At 37.9% G+C, this 16,743-nt stretch carries 14 protein-coding genes and 1 other annotated feature; of the genes, 5 read left to right on the top strand and 9 right to left on the bottom strand.

What is annotated here, in order from left to right; genetic code table 11:
• Positions 1 to 79 precede the first annotated feature (79 nt).
• Positions 80 to 1,423 carry a xylose isomerase gene (gene xylA, locus AC3B6Y_RS03585; protein ID WP_489791421.1) on the bottom strand — a complete coding sequence of 448 codons (1,344 nt, stop codon included), beginning with the start codon at positions 1,421 to 1,423 and terminating at the stop codon, positions 80 to 82.
• A 112-nt stretch (positions 1,424 to 1,535) separates the two neighbouring features.
• On the bottom strand, positions 1,536 to 2,891 hold the full coding sequence (locus AC3B6Y_RS03580) for a sugar porter family MFS transporter (RefSeq protein ID WP_489769425.1): 1,356 nt from the start codon (positions 2,889 to 2,891) through the stop codon (positions 1,536 to 1,538).
• 187 nt (positions 2,892 to 3,078) lie between these two features.
• Positions 3,079 to 3,314 (top strand) — a binding site (T-box leader).
• A 62-nt stretch (positions 3,315 to 3,376) separates the two neighbouring features.
• Here AC3B6Y_RS03580 and asnA point away from each other — a divergent pair.
• Complete coding sequence (asnA, locus tag AC3B6Y_RS03575) at positions 3,377 to 4,384, top strand: aspartate--ammonia ligase (protein WP_489791420.1); 1,008 nt, start codon at positions 3,377 to 3,379, stop codon at positions 4,382 to 4,384.
• A 288-nt stretch (positions 4,385 to 4,672) separates the two neighbouring features.
• On the opposite strand, the gene AC3B6Y_RS03570 is transcribed toward asnA, so the two are convergent.
• Together AC3B6Y_RS03570 and AC3B6Y_RS03565 are read right to left on the bottom strand one after the other, a co-directional pair.
• The gene (locus AC3B6Y_RS03570) at positions 4,673 to 5,251 is read right to left on the bottom strand and encodes a TetR/AcrR family transcriptional regulator (protein WP_489791419.1); all 579 of its coding nucleotides are present in this window, start codon (positions 5,249 to 5,251) and stop codon (positions 4,673 to 4,675) included.
• Positions 5,252 to 5,253: 2 nt separating this feature from the next.
• Positions 5,254 to 6,582 carry a YhgE/Pip domain-containing protein gene (locus AC3B6Y_RS03565; RefSeq protein ID WP_489791418.1) on the bottom strand — a complete coding sequence of 443 codons (1,329 nt, stop codon included), beginning with the start codon at positions 6,580 to 6,582 and terminating at the stop codon, positions 5,254 to 5,256.
• A 318-nt stretch (positions 6,583 to 6,900) separates the two neighbouring features.
• Between AC3B6Y_RS03565 and AC3B6Y_RS03560 the strand changes: the two genes are divergently transcribed.
• Positions 6,901 to 8,100, top strand: a complete 1,200-nt coding sequence (locus tag AC3B6Y_RS03560) for a CPBP family intramembrane glutamic endopeptidase (protein WP_489791416.1) — start codon at positions 6,901 to 6,903, stop codon at positions 8,098 to 8,100.
• Positions 8,101 to 8,197: 97 nt separating this feature from the next.
• Here AC3B6Y_RS03560 and AC3B6Y_RS03555 read toward each other — a convergent pair whose 3' ends face one another.
• The 4 genes from AC3B6Y_RS03555 to AC3B6Y_RS03540 all read right to left on the bottom strand — a co-directional run bounded on the left by AC3B6Y_RS03555 (position 8,198) and on the right by AC3B6Y_RS03540 (position 13,176).
• Entirely contained in the window at positions 8,198 to 9,553 is a 1,356-nt protein-coding gene (locus tag AC3B6Y_RS03555) for a hemolysin family protein (protein ID WP_489756772.1), read from the bottom strand.
• A 134-nt stretch (positions 9,554 to 9,687) separates the two neighbouring features.
• A complete protein-coding gene (locus tag AC3B6Y_RS03550; protein WP_489756771.1) occupies positions 9,688 to 10,839 on the bottom strand; it encodes a cation:proton antiporter in 1,152 nt (383 codons plus the stop codon).
• Positions 10,840 to 11,005: 166 nt separating this feature from the next.
• The gene (locus AC3B6Y_RS03545) at positions 11,006 to 12,535 is read right to left on the bottom strand and encodes a ClC family H(+)/Cl(-) exchange transporter (protein WP_489757689.1); all 1,530 of its coding nucleotides are present in this window, start codon (positions 12,533 to 12,535) and stop codon (positions 11,006 to 11,008) included.
• Between the two features lie 56 nt (positions 12,536 to 12,591).
• Positions 12,592 to 13,176 (bottom strand): endonuclease III domain-containing protein, encoded by a 585-nt coding sequence (locus AC3B6Y_RS03540; protein ID WP_489791414.1) that lies wholly within the window; start codon positions 13,174 to 13,176, stop codon positions 12,592 to 12,594.
• Between the two features lie 186 nt (positions 13,177 to 13,362).
• Between AC3B6Y_RS03540 and AC3B6Y_RS03535 the strand changes: the two genes are divergently transcribed.
• Complete coding sequence (locus tag AC3B6Y_RS03535; RefSeq protein ID WP_489791412.1) at positions 13,363 to 14,496, top strand: NADH-dependent flavin oxidoreductase; 1,134 nt, start codon at positions 13,363 to 13,365, stop codon at positions 14,494 to 14,496.
• A gap of 38 nt (positions 14,497 to 14,534) precedes the next feature.
• Positions 14,535 to 15,437 (top strand): TIM barrel protein, encoded by a 903-nt coding sequence (locus AC3B6Y_RS03530; RefSeq protein WP_489791410.1) that lies wholly within the window; start codon positions 14,535 to 14,537, stop codon positions 15,435 to 15,437.
• Here AC3B6Y_RS03530 and AC3B6Y_RS03525 read toward each other — a convergent pair.
• Positions 15,434 to 15,772: a winged helix-turn-helix transcriptional regulator gene (locus AC3B6Y_RS03525; protein ID WP_489756767.1), complete on the bottom strand. Its 339-nt coding sequence runs from the start codon at positions 15,770 to 15,772 to the stop codon at positions 15,434 to 15,436. The two genes, AC3B6Y_RS03530 and AC3B6Y_RS03525, sit on opposite strands and share 4 nt — an antisense overlap.
• A 62-nt stretch (positions 15,773 to 15,834) precedes the next feature.
• Here AC3B6Y_RS03525 and budC point away from each other — a divergent pair, with 62 nt between their 5' ends.
• Positions 15,835 to 16,608 (top strand): meso-2,3-butanediol dehydrogenase, encoded by a 774-nt coding sequence (gene budC / locus AC3B6Y_RS03520; protein WP_489756766.1) that lies wholly within the window; start codon positions 15,835 to 15,837, stop codon positions 16,606 to 16,608.
• The last annotated feature ends 135 nt before the right edge of the window (positions 16,609 to 16,743 follow it).

Here is a 16,743-nt window from a genome sequence, read left to right as displayed (position 1 = left end):
GACTTCAAGGTAAAAAGGTTGTTACATAAACTTTTAGGCACTTTTTATCTTTACAGTCTCAGTCTTTAACTTGATTAATTTATTCACTCAAAGTAGAAATGATATATTGATTGATGATATCTTTGATTTGTTCCAGATGGTCAGATGATGTAGCAGCCCTTAATTCGGATTGTGGCTTATCAATGATATATTGTTCCAAACTATTGAAGTCTGCAGTTCCATTTTCTATTTCTGCGCCAATACCAGTTTGATAAGAACTATAGCGTTCAGACACAATGTTTTCTAGAACTTTGTCTTCCTTGAGCTTAACAGCAACTCTTAAGCCAGCAGCAAAGGTATCCATACCAGCAATATGACTGTAGAATAAATCGTTAGCTTCAAAAGAAGAGCGCCGCGGCTTAGCATCAAAGTTTAAGCCACCATGTGGTCCAATGCTACCATTTTCAACAACTTCGTACATTGCGGCAACAGTTTCATATAAGTTAGATGGAAACTCATCAATGTCCCATCCTAATAACTTGTCTCCTTGATTAGCATCAAGTGATCCTAACAGTCCGGCATCTCTAGCCACTCGAATTTCGTGTTGATAAGTGTGTCCAGCTAAGTTGGCATGGTTGCCTTCAAGATTTAATTTAAAGTCTTTATCTAAGTCATATTCTTTCATAAAGCCAATGGTAGTGGCAGCATCAAAGTCATATTGATGGGTCATTGGTTCTTTTGGTTTAGGCTCTAATAACATTTGAGCATTAAATCCAATTTTTTTAGCATAATCTTTGGCCATATGGAAGAAGTGGGCGATATGCTCTTGTTCTTTTTTCATATCAGTATTCCAAAGTGATTCGTAGCCTTCACGCCCACCCCAAAATACATAGTTTTCAGAACCAACACGCTTGCCAATTTCCAAACTATGCTTTAATTGAGCAGCGGCATAGGCATAAATGTCGGCGTATGGTGAAGTGGCGGCTCCAGCAACGAAGCGCGGGTTGGTAAACATATTAGAAGTATTCCATAAAACTTTCATGCCAGTAGTTTTTTGGTATTCAACAATCTTATCTACGATTTTATCAAGGTTTTTATTAGTTTCCCTTAGGGTATCGCCTTCAGGAGCTAAATCACGATCATGAAATGCTAAAAAATCGACGCCTAATTTGTCATATAATTCAAAGGCAGCGTCAACCTTGGCTAGGGCATTATCCATTGGATCGGTGTATTTATCATAGGGGCGAATAGCAGTACCATCACCAAAAGGATCAACTAGTCGTTGATCAAAGGTATGCCAATAAGCAACCGAAAAACGTAACCAATCCCGCATTTTTTTGCCAGCAATCACTTCGTCAGGGTTATAGTAACGAAATCCGAGAGTAGATTTGGTATTGTTTTGATGACCAACATATTTTATTTTATCAATATTCCAATAACTCATGAGAAATTCCTCCCAATTAATTAGTTTGTATAAAAAACCAACTTAATTCAATTACTAAAATACATCTTTTATTTTTATAAGTCAAGCAATAATAAAGGGCTTACATTTTTAACTAATGAATAGATTGTTGGCTTTTGCTTCTTAGAGTTGCTTCGATTTCTTCCAGACTGCGATTTCTGGTTTCGAAAACGTATTTGTGCACGAACCAAAGAGCTGCGAAGCAAAGAATTCCATAACCAATAAATAAACTACCAGTACCAAAATAGTTTAATAAAGAAGGAAAAGTTAACGAAACAATCATATTGGCAGTCCAATTGATGACGCTAGAAAATGAATTGCCTAAACCGCGAATATTTAATGGAAAGACTTCACCAACCATGATCCACATAATTGGTCCCCAGGTTCCTGAGAAGAAAGCAATGTAAATAGTTAATGCTAATACGCAGATGATTGCCGCAATTTGTGATTTTCCAGAAAATTTCATGGCAAAACTCATAATAAATAATGAAGTCCCCATGCCAACGGAACCAATATTCAATAATTTTTTACGATCAATTTTATCCATTATAATGACGGCTACGGCAGTTACAATAACATTAAAGATGCCAATGCCTATATGTGCTAATAATGCTGCAGAAACGCCAAAGCCTACATCGGTGAAAATTGTTGGTGCGTAGTATAAAACAGTATTGCACCCCATAATTTGTTGAAAAATAGCCAGTCCAATACCGATTATTAAAGCCGGACGCACTGTTTTACTAAATAATTCGCTCCAACCACCACTCTTAATTTGAGCAGCAGCATGAATGTTATTGAGTTCCGTTTCTACAGCAGCCTGGTTACCATGGTTCATGTTTAAGAGAATTTGCTTAGCTTGATCTTCATGTTGAATTTTGATTAAAAAGCGGGGACTTTCAGGTAATAATAATCCACCAAAGAATAGAATTGTAGCAGGAATAGCAGCAAAACCTAACATCCAACGCCAGCCTGTATACATTCCGGAAAAGGAATAGTTGGTGACATATGCGATAAAAATACCAATCATTACCATTAATTGAAATAAGCTAGAGACGGTACCACGTTTTTCTGCGGGTGCTAATTCTGATAAATAAGTGGGGATTAAAGCTGAGGCCGCACCAACGGCCATCCCTAAAATAATTCTAAAAATAATCAGATTCCAAAATCCTTGCGAAAATGCTGAACCAATAGCTCCGATAAAAAAGATAATAGATGATAATAACAATAGTTTTCTTCTGCCAAACTTGTCAGAAAGTGGTCCAATGATTGCCGAACCAATGATTGCTCCAGCTAAGACGGCACTAACGACCCAACCTTGTTGCCAACTGTTTAAATGGAATTGCTTTTGAATAAATAAAATGGCTCCAGAAATAACGCCTGTATCGTAACCGAAAAGTAATCCACCTAATGCACCAAAAAAATAAATGAAACCAGTTGAAATTTTTTTCATGGTTCTTCCTCTTTTTTATTTTGTAATTAAGTTGGTTTATAATACAAACTATTATAGCAAAATAAAAAACGTTTTCAAACGTGTCTGAAGATAATAATATAGCTATTAAATAACATTTTTTGCTAATCTATTTTTAATATATATCTTGCAATTTTAATTTTTGGTGTTATAGTGATAACCATAAAAACTAAAAACATTCAGAAAGAGGAGTAAAATAGTTGAACTGGACAGTGAGTTGGGAGCGGTGAGAACCCAATACCAGAATTAACTATTTGAAAAACACTTTCGTCAGTTGTAGGCCTGAAAATACTAGTTAAGTAAGGTTTGCCGGTAATGGCCGTTATCATCCATAGCGTATGTTTGTACGTGTTTGAGTTGGCTGCAAAGCAACTAGGGTGGTACCGCGAGTCCTTCGTCCCTTGATTGGGATGAAGGGCTTTTTTTTAGTTTTATTTAATTGATAATTAATTAAGGAGGATATTTCCATGACATTAATAATTCCGAAAGACTATGATCCAAAATTATCAGTTCGAGAAACCGAAAAAGCAATTCGGTATATTCGGGAAACTTTTCAAACCGAATTTGGTGCAGCCATGCACTTAGAGCGATTAAGTGCGCCGATGTTCTTACCACATGGCACCGGTTTGAATGATAACTTAAATGGCGTGGAAACTCCGGTAGCGTTTAAGATGAAAGATTATCCTGATGACTCAATTGAGATTGTCCATTCGTTAGCTAAGTGGAAGCGCGCAGCACTACAAAAATATGGTTTTCAAGTTCATGAAGGTTTATATACAAACATGAATGCGATTCGCAAAGATGAAGATTTGGATAATTTTCACTCGATTTACGTTGATCAGTGGGATTGGGAACGAGTAATTACGCGCGAAGAACGCACATTAGATACATTAAAGCAAACTGTTAAGTTAATTTTTAAAGTAGTGAAGCATTTAGAAGATGAAGTCTGGTATCGTTATCCACAAGCGGTTTATCATTTGCCTGATGAAATACATTTCATTACTACACAAGAGTTATTAGACCGTTATCCAGATTTATCGCCCCGGGAACGTGAAAACGCGATTTGTAAAGAATTGGGCGCCGTTTTCTTAATGAAAATTGGCGGTGAATTAAGCAATGGTCAAAAACATGACGGCCGGGCGCCAGACTATGATGATTGGCAATTAAATGGGGATATCTTATTCTGGTATGAACCGTTGCAAGCTGCTTTAGAGTTGTCCAGTATGGGGATTCGGGTTGACGAAAAATCGCTGCAAAGTCAGTTGGAACATGAAAAAGCAACTGACCGGTTAAAATATCCGTATCACCAAGGTATTTTGCATAACGAGTTACCATTAACGATTGGTGGTGGTATCGGGCAGTCCCGCTTATGCATGTTATTGTTAGGTAAAGCACATATTGGTGAAGTGCAAGCTAGTGTCTGGCCTGAAGAAATGCAAGAGCAATGTGCAGCGGCCAAAATCCAATTGCTGTAAAAAATGGTTTTGCAGTAGTTAATCAAAATTATTCTTATGCTCAATCTGCTCCAGAAAAACGAACAATAATGGTTTTAATTCATAACTCATCCAACTTGAGGAACATAAATTTACGAGTTGTAATAGTATCATATCAATTTGTAAAATGAATTTAGAACATGTGGTTCTTAATAACTAAAAAAGACGCTCAAAAACTTTTCTGATAAGTTTAAGAACGCCTTTTTATATTGGATTAAATCATTGTTATTTAGTTTAAAATTCATATTTGGGTAGTTTTATGGTTCAATTCTAGTCTTTGTCCGCAATCAAATGATCTAAGAAAATCTCTGTATTGTCTGTTGGAGCATGACTACCAATAGTCATATTTGATAAGTCATATTTCAACACGGAACTGCCAAAGTTCATCAAAATTAAATTCAAAACTTCGGCTTCGACGTTAATGTTTTTTTTAATAAGACCACGATGTTGTAATTCTTGAAAAAAATCGACAAACAGACGATAGCGCGTATCAAAAAATCTTTGGCTAGCATCAACTAGTTCTGGAAATTCATGTCCCTCTCGTACCGTGATTAAAAATGATAATTGGTGTTGGTCAATAAAATTTCGGTAATCTTGCATTGCGCGTTGAAAATCAGTCCGCACATCACCGTTGATTTGAAAAGACTTAGCATTTGTTTGAATTTGCTTAATGTAATTATCAACTAAGTACTTTAATAAAGCCTTTTTGTTTGGAAAATGGCGAAATAAAGTACTCTCGTTAATGCCAGCTTCTTGGGCAATTTTGCGGGTGGTAGTTCCACGGTAGCCATATTTACTAGCTAATGTAGCAAACGCTAGCATAATTTTTTGGTCGGTATCGTCTGTCATAGTTAACTCAGCTTTCTTAAATCAACAAATGGTTGTTTTTTACGAATAATTATAATAATTAAATTCAAAACAATCAAACTAATTAATAAGAATAACTGGCCTTGAATATTGGCGCTGAGACCGTGACCGCCATAAAAATTAATCATATCCGCCTGAATATTGTAATACATCGGTGAGATGTAGTGCATGGTGCGATAAAAGCCATTCATAGCACTCACTGGCAGCATGCCCGCACCAGAAACTACTTGAATCATCGTGAGCAAAATATTTACTGTGACGCCAATTTGACCAATGGCAAAGTAGATAACACTGGTAAAATTAAATGCAGTCAGCATGAAGAGACTGTGAACCAACCAAAGTAATCCTAAGTTCAGCTGGTGGAGATTTAACATGACACTCATGAACCAGGAAATTAGGCCGCCATTAACGAAAGAAATTAACAAGTAGACAATCTCAATATGGAAAAAAGCTTGAAAACGGCCGATCTGTTGGGCGAATTTGGCATAAGTTCCATAAAGTAATAGTGCGGCAATCATCGTACCTAAAAATAAAGCAATGGTGGCGAAAAAGGGCGCCATGGAATAATTCATCCCTTGTTTAACGGGATTGGTGGTGTGTAGTTGAACTTTAATAACAGGCTGGCTCTGTTTTTGTGCTTGTTGTTTGGCAGCTCGCAGAATTGTTTGCGCTTTGGCCTGGGCTGCTTTTTGCGCCTGTTGTTGCTGCTGGTGAACTTGCTGTTGTAATTGGGCAGTTAATTTGGCCTGCTGTTCTTCTGGTGCGGCAGCAATTTGTTGTTTGGCTTGGGTAACTTTTACTTGGGCCGCTTGCTGTTGTTGGACTAGTGTTTGCTTTAATGCAGTTAATTGTGGTTGAGCTAGTTTTAAAGTAGTCTGTTTCAAAGTTAGCTGTCGTGTAAGCTGGGAGCTAACTTTTTGAGTTACCGTGTTCAAACTAGTATTGACACTAGTGGGATTGGCTTGATTAACATAAAAGGTTAATTGTGGTTGCTTATTGTGCAGTGCTTGTTGTGCAAAATTGGTAGGAATATCAATAATTAAATAAGTTTTGCGCGCTGCTAAATTAGCTTGCGCCTGTTGGAGATCTCGAGTTTCATGAATGTGCTTGAAAGGAAGCTGCTTTTTTAATTGCTGACTAATTTGGTGACTAGATTTGGATTGATTGACAATAGTCACCGGTAATTGGTCCAAGTTGTTGGGCATGGCTTGATAACCAGTAAAATAAATCAAAAAAACGAAAATTCCAAACAATAAAGTTACTAGAAAACCTAAGATAGTGCCGCGATTACTTAAAAATTTTTTCAAATGCATGATTTCAACTCCTTATTTTGATATAGGAGAGCATACGCGCATTCGTTTTTAAAAGCAAGCACGTACTTGCTAAAAATTGTTAAATAAATTATCTTAAGGAAAGACAAAGTGGTTTGGAATAAAACAATACTCGTCTAAATTGATGATAAAATTTTTTGATTCCAGATTCATTATGTAGGCGCAACAAAGTTTGAATAGTGGCAGCAATGTGTCATCAATGTTCATTTTTGTAGCACTTAGTGGAAAATTCTTTTAATTCTGGAAAATTTTGGCATAATTTGTGGGATAGTAAGATTAATGTGAAGGAAGGCAACAAAGATGAATTACCAAAGTTGGAAAACGTTTATGAACTTCAGTTATTTAGCAACCTTTTTAATATTGCTGTTTTTGGGTGTAGGAACCAATATGCTCTCACAACAATTGGAATTTAATTATTTAATAATTGGGATTGTGTTTATCGCGTTCGGGTTGAGATTTGATTTATTTGATAATCGGTGGTTACCGAAATTAACACATCGTTTTCACTCCCATATTTTAAATCAAATTAATTTTTGGGGACAATGGTTTGTGCTGGTACTTTTGACGCAAGATGTATTTATTAATAATTATGTTTTGAAAACTTGGTTGGCACACAGCTCATTTTTTATCAGCACGTTCTGGCTCATCTTGTTGATGACATTATTATCCATTAGTAGTGTTTTTACTATCACATTAGTACGGCCACATCATCGCTGGTCGTTAATAGTAGTATTGCCATTATTGATTATTTTAGTCTATGAATTCATGATTAATATTTTTGCAGGCTATACTTATTCTGCGGTACCAATCCCGCACAGTCTGCTCTTTTGGAGAAATTCACTCTTGGCTTGCATGGTTTTTATGATCATTCCGTTTATCTATATTTCTATTCAGGAATTACAATTAAAACCTATCATTTTATGGAACTGGACAGGCTTGAAAAAGAAGCGGATTCTCTTTGGTTCCATGATTATTTTCTTTATCATTATCTTTTATTTGGATTCAGCAGTTTGGCTTCATCCTCTCAAAACTTGGCAGTGGCCCAATCTGGAGCAAATAGTCTTTTCAGTTCGTTCGGGAGTGTTGGAAGAACTGCTTTATCGCGGTTTATTTTTAAGCCTGGGATTGTCTTATGTTAAAAAGCATTCCGGTTATGGCTTTGCGATTTGGAGTTCTTCAATCGCTTTTGGTTTAATGCACGTAATGAATCTTTTCAGTGCACCACAGCACTGGCAAGCAGTACTTTTATCGACAATTGATGCGGCGGGCATTGGGGTTTTCTTTGCTGTTTTATATTTAATTACCGATAATCTATTACTAGTGATACTAATCCATACATTGTGGGACTTGTGCCAAAATGCAGTGACTGGAAGTGGCAATATGAGTGTTAATGGGGGATTAGGCTTACTGATTGTTTTGAGTGTTTTTGTCTTGAGTGTCTTGTATTCTAGTTGGCTGGCGAAACGCTATCTCACTACTCGGCAAAGTCAATTAGGTTAAAAATATTATTTTAATTCAATTGTACCAACTAAAAAAGCATTACAATCAAGATTAATTTCTGATTGTAATGCTTTTAATTTTTAAAGTTATGGTGCGATTATTCATTTGATGATGGAACCGACTTTTGATTGGCTGGTTTATTAATAGTTACTAAAAATTTATTAACATAAGAATGCTCGAAATCCACCACTTTAAAGGTGAATTTATCTAACTGGACAATACTGTTTAAATGCAAGTTCGGATTTTGATCGAGCATATAGCCGGATAAAGTAACGGAGTCCACGTCTTCAAATTCAGCTAAATCAACTTTGAAGTAACGTTCAAAATCATAAAGTGTGGTTTGTCCACTAACTGAATAAGAACCATCATGATTATTGATGATGTACTCTTCGGAAACATTATCAACTTCATCTTTAACCGTACCAAACAATTCTTCATAAATATCTTTGTCAGTGACAATACCACTGGTACCACCATATTCGTCAACGACGACGACGATGGGCGTTTGCTTGGCAATCATTTGCGTTAAGATATTATGAATCGGCATATTTTCGGGCACGGTCACAATGGAACGCAGCATACGACTAATGGGAATCTGGCCATTAACCTGTTTTTGCCGCACTAAATCATAAATATAAACGTAACCTAAAATTTTGTCTTTGTTATTATTCGCCACAACTGGAAAACGTGAAAAACCTTGCTGTAAATAATCTTTAATGACTTCATTGACAGTGTCAGTTACATCAACAACATAAAGCCGGGTGCGATCAATCATGATATCTTTAGCTACTTTGTCATTGAGATCAAAGGCCCGTTGCATATACAGTAAGTCATTTTTGTCTAATTCGCCGTTGCTGACCGAATCACGCGATAAACGTAAAATTTCTGATTGACTAAAAACTTCACTTTCTGAGTCAGCGGGCTTCATTCCGATCATTTTGACAATGCCCGTTGCCGAAATATTCAGTAGCCAGACGAAAGGATAGGCTAAGGTGTGAAAGGCTTGTAGTGGCGTGACAGTTAATAGAAGCATTTTCATTGGTAAATCAATACTGATATTTTTCGGGACAATTTCAGTGATTACCACTTGCAGGTAAGTTAATAAAAGCAAAGCAACCACGGAACTAATAGCGTGAAGCGTTGTTGAAGATTTCAATGAAATACCCAAAACTTGATCAAAAAAAGATTGTAGGGTGTCTTCACCAATCCAACCTAAAATTAAACTGGTCACCGTTGTGCCCACTTGAGTAGTGGATAAGTACTCATTTAAGTTGTTGACCATGTGTAGTGCACGGTGTAATTTTTTTTGATTTCCTTGCTTATTTTCAATTGCATCTTCAATTTGGCTCACGCGAGTGGTTACTAAGGCAAACTCAGCCAAAATAAAGAAGAAAGCAATCGCAAAGATGACAACAATCCAGATAAGGTTGATAAATATCTGAGCGTCTGACAAAACAATTATTCCCCATTTCAAAGTGAATTTTGAGACTAATTATACCAGTGATAGCCAGATTATTCTATGAGAGAGGTACGGTAATTAGTTTCGATTAGCTATTTAATGATTATTATATAATGGTTGCTGACCTTTTAGGGATGAGAAAAGACAGCTTTTAAAAGTAACGGTGCGACTAATGTTGTGGCGATAATAGCACCAATAATTGCTGAGTAACGATTACTGGAGAATAAATGACTCTGTAGTCCTAACTGGGCAATAATTAAAGCCATTTCCCCGCGCGAGATCATCCCAGCACCGATGATAGCAGAACTATGTCTAGAAAATTTAGTTAAGCGCGCACCTAAACCAGCACCTAACATTTTTGCGATGATACCACCAATAGCTAATACTAAAAATAATCCCATGTTTTGCAGAATTCCGGATAGAGAAATATTCAAGCCAATGCTGACAAAAAAGACTGGAATAAAGATGGCATAGCCGATGGGCTGCAATTCGTGATTGATACTCGTTTGATGGTTAGTTTGACCGATAGCTAGGCCAGCAAAAAAGGCCCCGATAACATCACTTAAACCGACTGCATTGGCTAGAACAGCTAAGCTAAGGCAAATCATTAAGGCCATAATAGTTTCGGAATTGGGAAGTAGCAATTGAGAACTAAGTTGCATCAGATAGGGAATTACCCACCGACCAAGAACTAATAAAACTATCAAATAGCCAACTTGAAGTGCTAGTGTCAACGGTAAATGTTGCTGCTGGGTGCTAGTTGTAACATGACTGCCGACAAAACTAAGCAAGATGCTAAAAACGATAACTGCCAAAATATCATCGACTACCGCTGCACCTAGAATCGTGGCTCCTTCGGCACTGGTCAATTGGTTCATTTCTTGTAAAACAACAATAGAAATGGAAACGGAAGTTGCAGCAAATGTCACACCTAAAAATAAGCTGTCTAATCGTGAAAAATGAAAAAAGCGGCCAGTAAAATAAGCGGTGAAAATTGGTAAAATCATCCCCAATACTGCAACCAAAATGCTGGGACGCCAAAAGCGGCGGAGGGTCGATAAGTCACTTTCCAGCCCGGCCATGAACATTAACAAGACGACGCCAATCTCTGCAAAAGTTTGAAGTAAATTGTTTGGCTGGACCCAATGCAAAAATGCCGGGCCTAAAATGACGCCACTCAGCAGTTCACCGATAACAGTCGGGAGGTGCAATCTACTACTAAGATGACCTAAAATAGTGGTGGTGATTAAGATTAAACATAATGAACTCATAAACTTCATTAGCGAACAAACTCCTTCAAATCATAAAAAAAGACTTTCAAAAAAGTCTTTGGCAACCCAAACCAAAGCAAATTCTTGAAAGTCGAAACTCCAACCAATACTTATTAAAAAATTGATAATCATTGATATCTTAACAGAAATAGTAAAATGTGCAAGAATACGCAGATTATTCCAATTGATGCAAGAGGTTTTTAACTGTGTCGGCTTGACTAGCATCGGTCAGAATAATTAAGGTTTCACCCGCCATGATGAGTGTGTCACCGTGAGCGATCAGGGTTTTGGCGCCTTGGCGAATACCGATTAACAAACAATCCTTCGGCCACTGAATGTCGCGCACTTGTTGACCGTTGAATGAACTATCAGTCGAGATTGGTAACTCAAATTGTATGGGGTGACCACTAATCTGGTGGAGCGTTTGCGGAATGGTCATTTTGGCTAATAAGGATGCGTAGATGGGCGCACCACCGAATAAATCATCAACAATGTAAGCCACTAACGACAAAAGGGCTAGTGGAACGAGATGTTGCAAAGAGCCAACCATTTCGGTAATTAATAAAATAGCAGTAAACGGAGCTTTACTGATTCCGGCAAAATAAGCAGCCATTGCAAATACTAGGAGATTGACGATGTATTTGGTTGACAGTAAACCTAACTTGACAGCGATAGTGCCATATAATGTGCCCGTAATGGCTCCTAAAGTTAAAATTGGTAAAAAAATTCCACCAGCTAGTCCTGAGCCATAGGAAATCATCGAAAAAATAAAGCGCAATAATAATAAAAACAGTAAAGCTTGAAGTCCCAACTTCAATTTACTTAAGTTCAAGATAATACTGTTACCACCACCAAGAGTTTGTGGTAAAAAGTAGCCTAAAGGAATTACTAATAACAAAGGAATTAAACCATGAAAAATACGGGGTAACCAGCCGAAACATTTGGCGTATAACCAAGACATCAGTAATAAAATTCTTTGATAGAAAAAACTGAAAATTCCCAGAATTAGACCAAGAAATAACAAATGGTAGTAGGAATGGAGGGGAAACACGGGTAAATGAGCCATGTACAAAACGGGTTTTAAACCAAAAATATTCATTGAGATTAAATCTGCACTAATGGCAGCGGATAAGGAGGTCATCCAAATTAATGGGGAAAAATCATGATAAACTTCTTCTAAAATAAATAAAGTCCCTGCTATCGGAGCGTTAAAGGCCGCTGATAATCCAGCAGCAGCGCCACTAGCTAATAAAATTCGTTGATTTTTAGCTGATGGTTCCCAGTATTCACCTATTCCTTGACCGACCGCCGCTCCTAGCTGAATGGATGGTCCTTCACGCCCTAAATACAACCCTGATCCGATTGCTAAAACACCAGCAATGAATTTGCGCCAAAGAATGGGCCACCACTTTAAGCTAATCCGTTGAGTTAATAGGCCTTCAACTTCCGGAATACCGGAACCCATAATGTGGGGTTGTCGTTTAGTTAATAAACCAATGATGATGGCAATTGCAACATTAATAAGTAAAATAACTAATAAGAATGAATGCTGGATATGGGCTAATTGGTAAAGTTTGAGCCAAGTAGCTAAAGATTTAACAATTAATAAGCGAAAATTACCAACGACCAGTCCTGTTAAAATGCCAATCAGGATGCCTTTGATAATAAATTTAAAATTAGTTGTATCAAATCGTTTGATATTGATTGCATGTCATCTGCCTTACTCATATTTTGAAGGAACTTAGTCTTTTTTCAACCAGTCTAATTCAGTTTTTGATGTAGATAATCGAATAAATGATCATCAATTAAAGCGTGGAACTCTTGAAAATCTTTGACGGACATATGCGCCAGTAACGGTGGCTCTAAGTAATTTTTGATTTGCCGATAGGTCTTTTTTTGTACGTCTTTGTTTTCTAAGTAGAAAATCATCTTTTTAGAGTAAGCATCAGCAATAAAAACTGGATAGTTGAAAATATACAATAAAATAGCGTCAGCTGTTTCATTGCCAATGCCTTTAATCTTTAAAAGCTGCTGACGCAATTTAGCTTGCGGAAATTCATCGGCTACGGTTTGAAAATTGAACTGATAGGGTTGTAAGAAACGAAACGCCGCTTGAATGGTGTGGGCTTTAGCGTTGTAAAAGCCACTGGGTTTAATTAAAATTTTCAGCTGTTCTAAGGATAAATTACATAATAATTGGGGCTCAAAGTTAGTCTGGCTACGTAAATTACATAGCGATTTTTCAACGTTTTTCCAATTAGTATTTTGCACCAAAATAGCACCGATTAGAGTTTCGTAATCGGATTTTGATGGCCACCAAAATTGGGGTCCAAATAATTGATACATATCTAAGTATACTTGGTAATAGTCGATGGGTATCACCTCTAACTCTTAGCTTCATCATAAGATAAGGGTCAGCTTCTGACAAGTTGAAGTGAATAGTATCAAAAAAGTCAGTACTGTTATTGACTAACTTTATGAATTATACTACTGGCACAGATCAAAACGAAGCTAGGGAGGCCAATTATAAATATGACTGAATACAAGTTTTTACAACCATATCATTTTAAAAATAAAGCTGTGCAATTAAAAAATCGCATTGTGATTCCGCCTATGACAGAACAAATGTCCTTTGAAGATGGAACGGTCACGAGTGATGAAATTGCTTATTATGCTCAGCATACAGGTGGCGCAGGTTTATTTATTACAGCCACAGCAAACGTCAATGCTTTAGGTAAAGGTTTTGAAGGTGAATTGAGTATTGCTGATGACAAGTTTATTCCTGGTTTAAGTCGTTTAGCAGCTGCGATGAAGCAAAATGGTACTAAAGCTGTCATTCAAATTTTTAGTGCAGGACGCATGTCCAATAACAAAATTTTGCGGGGTGAACAACCAGTTAGTGCCAGTGCTGTAGCGGCAGAACGTCCAGATGCTCAAGTGCCCCGTGAATTAACGCCTGCTGAGATTGAACAAACCATTAAGGACTTTGGCTTAGCTACAAAAAGAGCGATTCAAGCTGGCTTTGATGGCGTGGAAGTCCACGGCGCTAACACCTTTTTATTACAACAATTTTTCTCTCCGCATTCTAATCGGCGCACAGATGCTTGGGGCGGATCACTAGAAAAGCGAATGAAATTCCCATTAGCCGTTGTGCAGGAGGTTGCTCAGGTAATTGAACAATATGCGCCGAAGTCCTTTTTGCTCGGTTATCGGTTGTCACCGGAAGAGTTAGAAAATCCGGGGATCACTTTAGATGATACGTTGCAATTAATTGATGAATTAAAGCAATATCCAATTGACTATCTACATGTTTCGCAAGGCGATGTTTGGAAAACACCAAGTCGTGATCCAAAATCGACGGTCATTGTTAATGAAGCTATACAGAAACGAGTTGCTGGGGCGATGCCCTTAATTGTGGTTGGTGGCATCAAAACACCGCAACAAGTTCAAACAGCCAGTGCAGAATTTGACCTGGTAGCAATGGGGCACGAGTCCATTTGGGAACCTAAATGGGTGCAAAAAGTGCAAAGCAATGAGGAACAGGCGATTAGATACCGGCTAGTGCAAGCTGACATGGAAGATTTGGGCATCAAACCGAGCTTTTTAGAGCAAATTGCCGAAACCATGGGCGGTTACGACCAAGTTTTTGCAAAAGATAATAATTAAATTTTGTTGGATTAGTTGGTTGAAAAGAAGTGAAGCTGATGAATTCTGAAAGTAAGTATCAAGTGCAATTGGGGATTTCACCAATTAGCTGGCGGAATGAAGATGACCCTAAAATTGGGCAAAAGACAGATTACCGGCAAATTCTGGATGAAGTTGCTTTAGCGGGTTATCAAGGCACCGAAGGAGCGGGTTATTTTCCCAGTGCACAACAAGTGAAAGCACAAGCAGATCTTAGAACCATCAAAATTGCTGGTCAGTGGTTTAGCAGTTTTATCTTGCGAGACGGCATCACACAATCCTGTCTTGATTTTGAACGGCATTGTCAAAAATTAGCTACTATGCAAGCTCATTTTACAGTCTTATCAGAGCAAACTAATTCCATTCAACGCCGAACAGACCAGAATATTTTTACTGATAAACCGATCTTTACTGATGATCAATGGCGACAATTGTGTTCAGGATTAAATGAGTTTGGCAAAATAGCGCAAAAATACGATGTCCAAATTGCCTATCATCATCACTTAGGAACTGGTGTCCAAACCATAGCGGAAGTATCCCGCTTGATGGATCATACTGATCCTCATTTAGTCGGACTATTGCTAGATACAGGGCATGCTTTTGTTTCAGATGGTTCCTATCAGCCACTTTTAGAGCAATATGCTGCCCGGATCGTGTATCTGCATCTAAAGGATGTCCATGTAAAGCAGCTGAAGAAGTTTCAACAAACCGGTTCGGCCTTCGGCAAGACGATTTTAAATGATACTTTTACAGTTCCCGGACAAGGGGATTTGGACTTTCAACCAGTGTTTGATTTTATTCAGCAGGGTTATCACGGCTGGGTCATGGTAGACGCGGAACTAAATCCAGCCCATGTCGATTCGCTAGCTTTAGCAATTAAAGCACACGGTTTCTTGAAAGCAAGGTTAACCGAACTAGATTAATTCAGACTTAAAGCAGGATATTCTTCACCAAACTTAGTAATTTCACTTAAAAGTGGTTTGAGTTCTTGCCCTGTCTTGGAAAGAGAATATTGAGTTTTGGGCGGATTAGTTTGAAAATCGGTGCGCACGATGAGCTGGTCTGCCACTAATTCCTTTAAAGTTTGGGTCAGTGTATGTGCGGTGATGCCATATAAAGAACGTTGCAATTCGTTAAAACCATAGCTTTTTTCGGCTAAGTGATTCAGGATTAAAACTTTCCACTTACCACCAATTAAAGATAAAGTTTGCGCTGTGGCACAATTGCATTTGAGTAACTGTTCGTAGGTTTTTTTCATGAGTGAAACGACCTTTCTTTTAGTACAAAATAATAATTCATTATAACAATTGGAGATTGAAAATGACTAATAAATACGCTTTAAATGATCAAGTAGTTTTAGTAACTGGTGGTGGCAGTGGTATTGGCCGCGCCATTGCGCAAGGCTTTTTAGATAATGGTGCTAAAGTGGCTGTTTTAGGTCGGCGCCAAAAGGTACTGGAAGAAACTGTTCAAGGTTATGATGCTGCTAAAACTTTAGTCATTGTTGGCGATATTTCCCAGCCGGATACAGCACAAATGGCGGTAACCAAAACGATTTCCCAGTTTGGTCAGTTAGATGTTGTGGTCAGTGATGCGGCCGCCTTTGCTGCCGATGAAATTGCTAATTTAACACAAGCTGACTGGGAAAAAGTTCGAGCAACTAATATTGATGGCTTTTTCTATTTGGCGAAAGCTTCCTATTCAGCTTTAAAAGCAACCAAAGGAACATTAATTGCGGTATCATCAGTGTCTGGCAGCAATGGTGATTGGCAACAATCCATTTACAATGCCAGCAAACATGCCGTGAATGGCTTTGTCAAATCATTAGCGTTAGATTGGGGTAAAGATGGTATTCGAGTGAATGCGGTGGCGCCAGCCTTTACACTGACAGATATGACGAAGGGGATGGCACAATCTGATGAACAATTAAAACCATTTATTAATCGGATTGCTTTACAACGTCCAGGTCGGCCAGCAGATATTGCCCCCGCAGTATTGTTCTTAGCATCCAGTGATGCTGCTTACATTACGGGCACAATTTTAACTGTTGACGGCGGCACAACCGCCTCCACAGGGCAACCTCATCTTGAGTAAGATTTTAGTGGCGAATCCAAGCTGCTGAAGCTAGAGTAAATATAATTTTTCGTTAAATTCGACGAACAGTTTTTTAGAACCAAGCGCTGAATAAATAAAAGTTGGAGAACAAGAATCTGAGACCAATGCTTGTAT

This window comes from Bombilactobacillus sp. ESL1092 (assembly GCF_058107465.1).
This window is presented reverse-complemented; position numbering and strand designations above follow the sequence as displayed.

Excerpts from the sequence above, each read along its gene's own strand:
- AC3B6Y_RS03535 (WP_489791412.1), top strand. The coding sequence starts at position 13,363 with ATGACTGAATACAAGTTTTTACAACCATATCATTTTAAAAATAAAGCT.
- AC3B6Y_RS03565 (WP_489791418.1), bottom strand. The coding sequence starts at position 6,582 with ATGCATTTGAAAAAATTTTTAAGTAATCGCGGCACTATCTTAGGTTTT.
- AC3B6Y_RS03540 (WP_489791414.1), bottom strand. The coding sequence starts at position 13,176 with ATGTATCAATTATTTGGACCCCAATTTTGGTGGCCATCAAAATCCGAT.
- AC3B6Y_RS03530 (WP_489791410.1), top strand. The coding sequence starts at position 14,535 with ATGAATTCTGAAAGTAAGTATCAAGTGCAATTGGGGATTTCACCAATT.
- AC3B6Y_RS03550 (WP_489756771.1), bottom strand. The coding sequence starts at position 10,839 with ATGAAGTTTATGAGTTCATTATGTTTAATCTTAATCACCACCACTATT.
- xylA (WP_489791421.1), bottom strand. The coding sequence starts at position 1,423 with ATGAGTTATTGGAATATTGATAAAATAAAATATGTTGGTCATCAAAAC.
- AC3B6Y_RS03525 (WP_489756767.1), bottom strand. The coding sequence starts at position 15,772 with ATGAAAAAAACCTACGAACAGTTACTCAAATGCAATTGTGCCACAGCG.
- asnA (WP_489791420.1), top strand. The coding sequence starts at position 3,377 with ATGACATTAATAATTCCGAAAGACTATGATCCAAAATTATCAGTTCGA.
- AC3B6Y_RS03570 (WP_489791419.1), bottom strand. The coding sequence starts at position 5,251 with ATGACAGACGATACCGACCAAAAAATTATGCTAGCGTTTGCTACATTA.
- AC3B6Y_RS03580 (WP_489769425.1), bottom strand. The coding sequence starts at position 2,891 with ATGAAAAAAATTTCAACTGGTTTCATTTATTTTTTTGGTGCATTAGGT.
- AC3B6Y_RS03560 (WP_489791416.1), top strand. The coding sequence starts at position 6,901 with ATGAATTACCAAAGTTGGAAAACGTTTATGAACTTCAGTTATTTAGCA.
- budC (WP_489756766.1), top strand. The coding sequence starts at position 15,835 with ATGACTAATAAATACGCTTTAAATGATCAAGTAGTTTTAGTAACTGGT.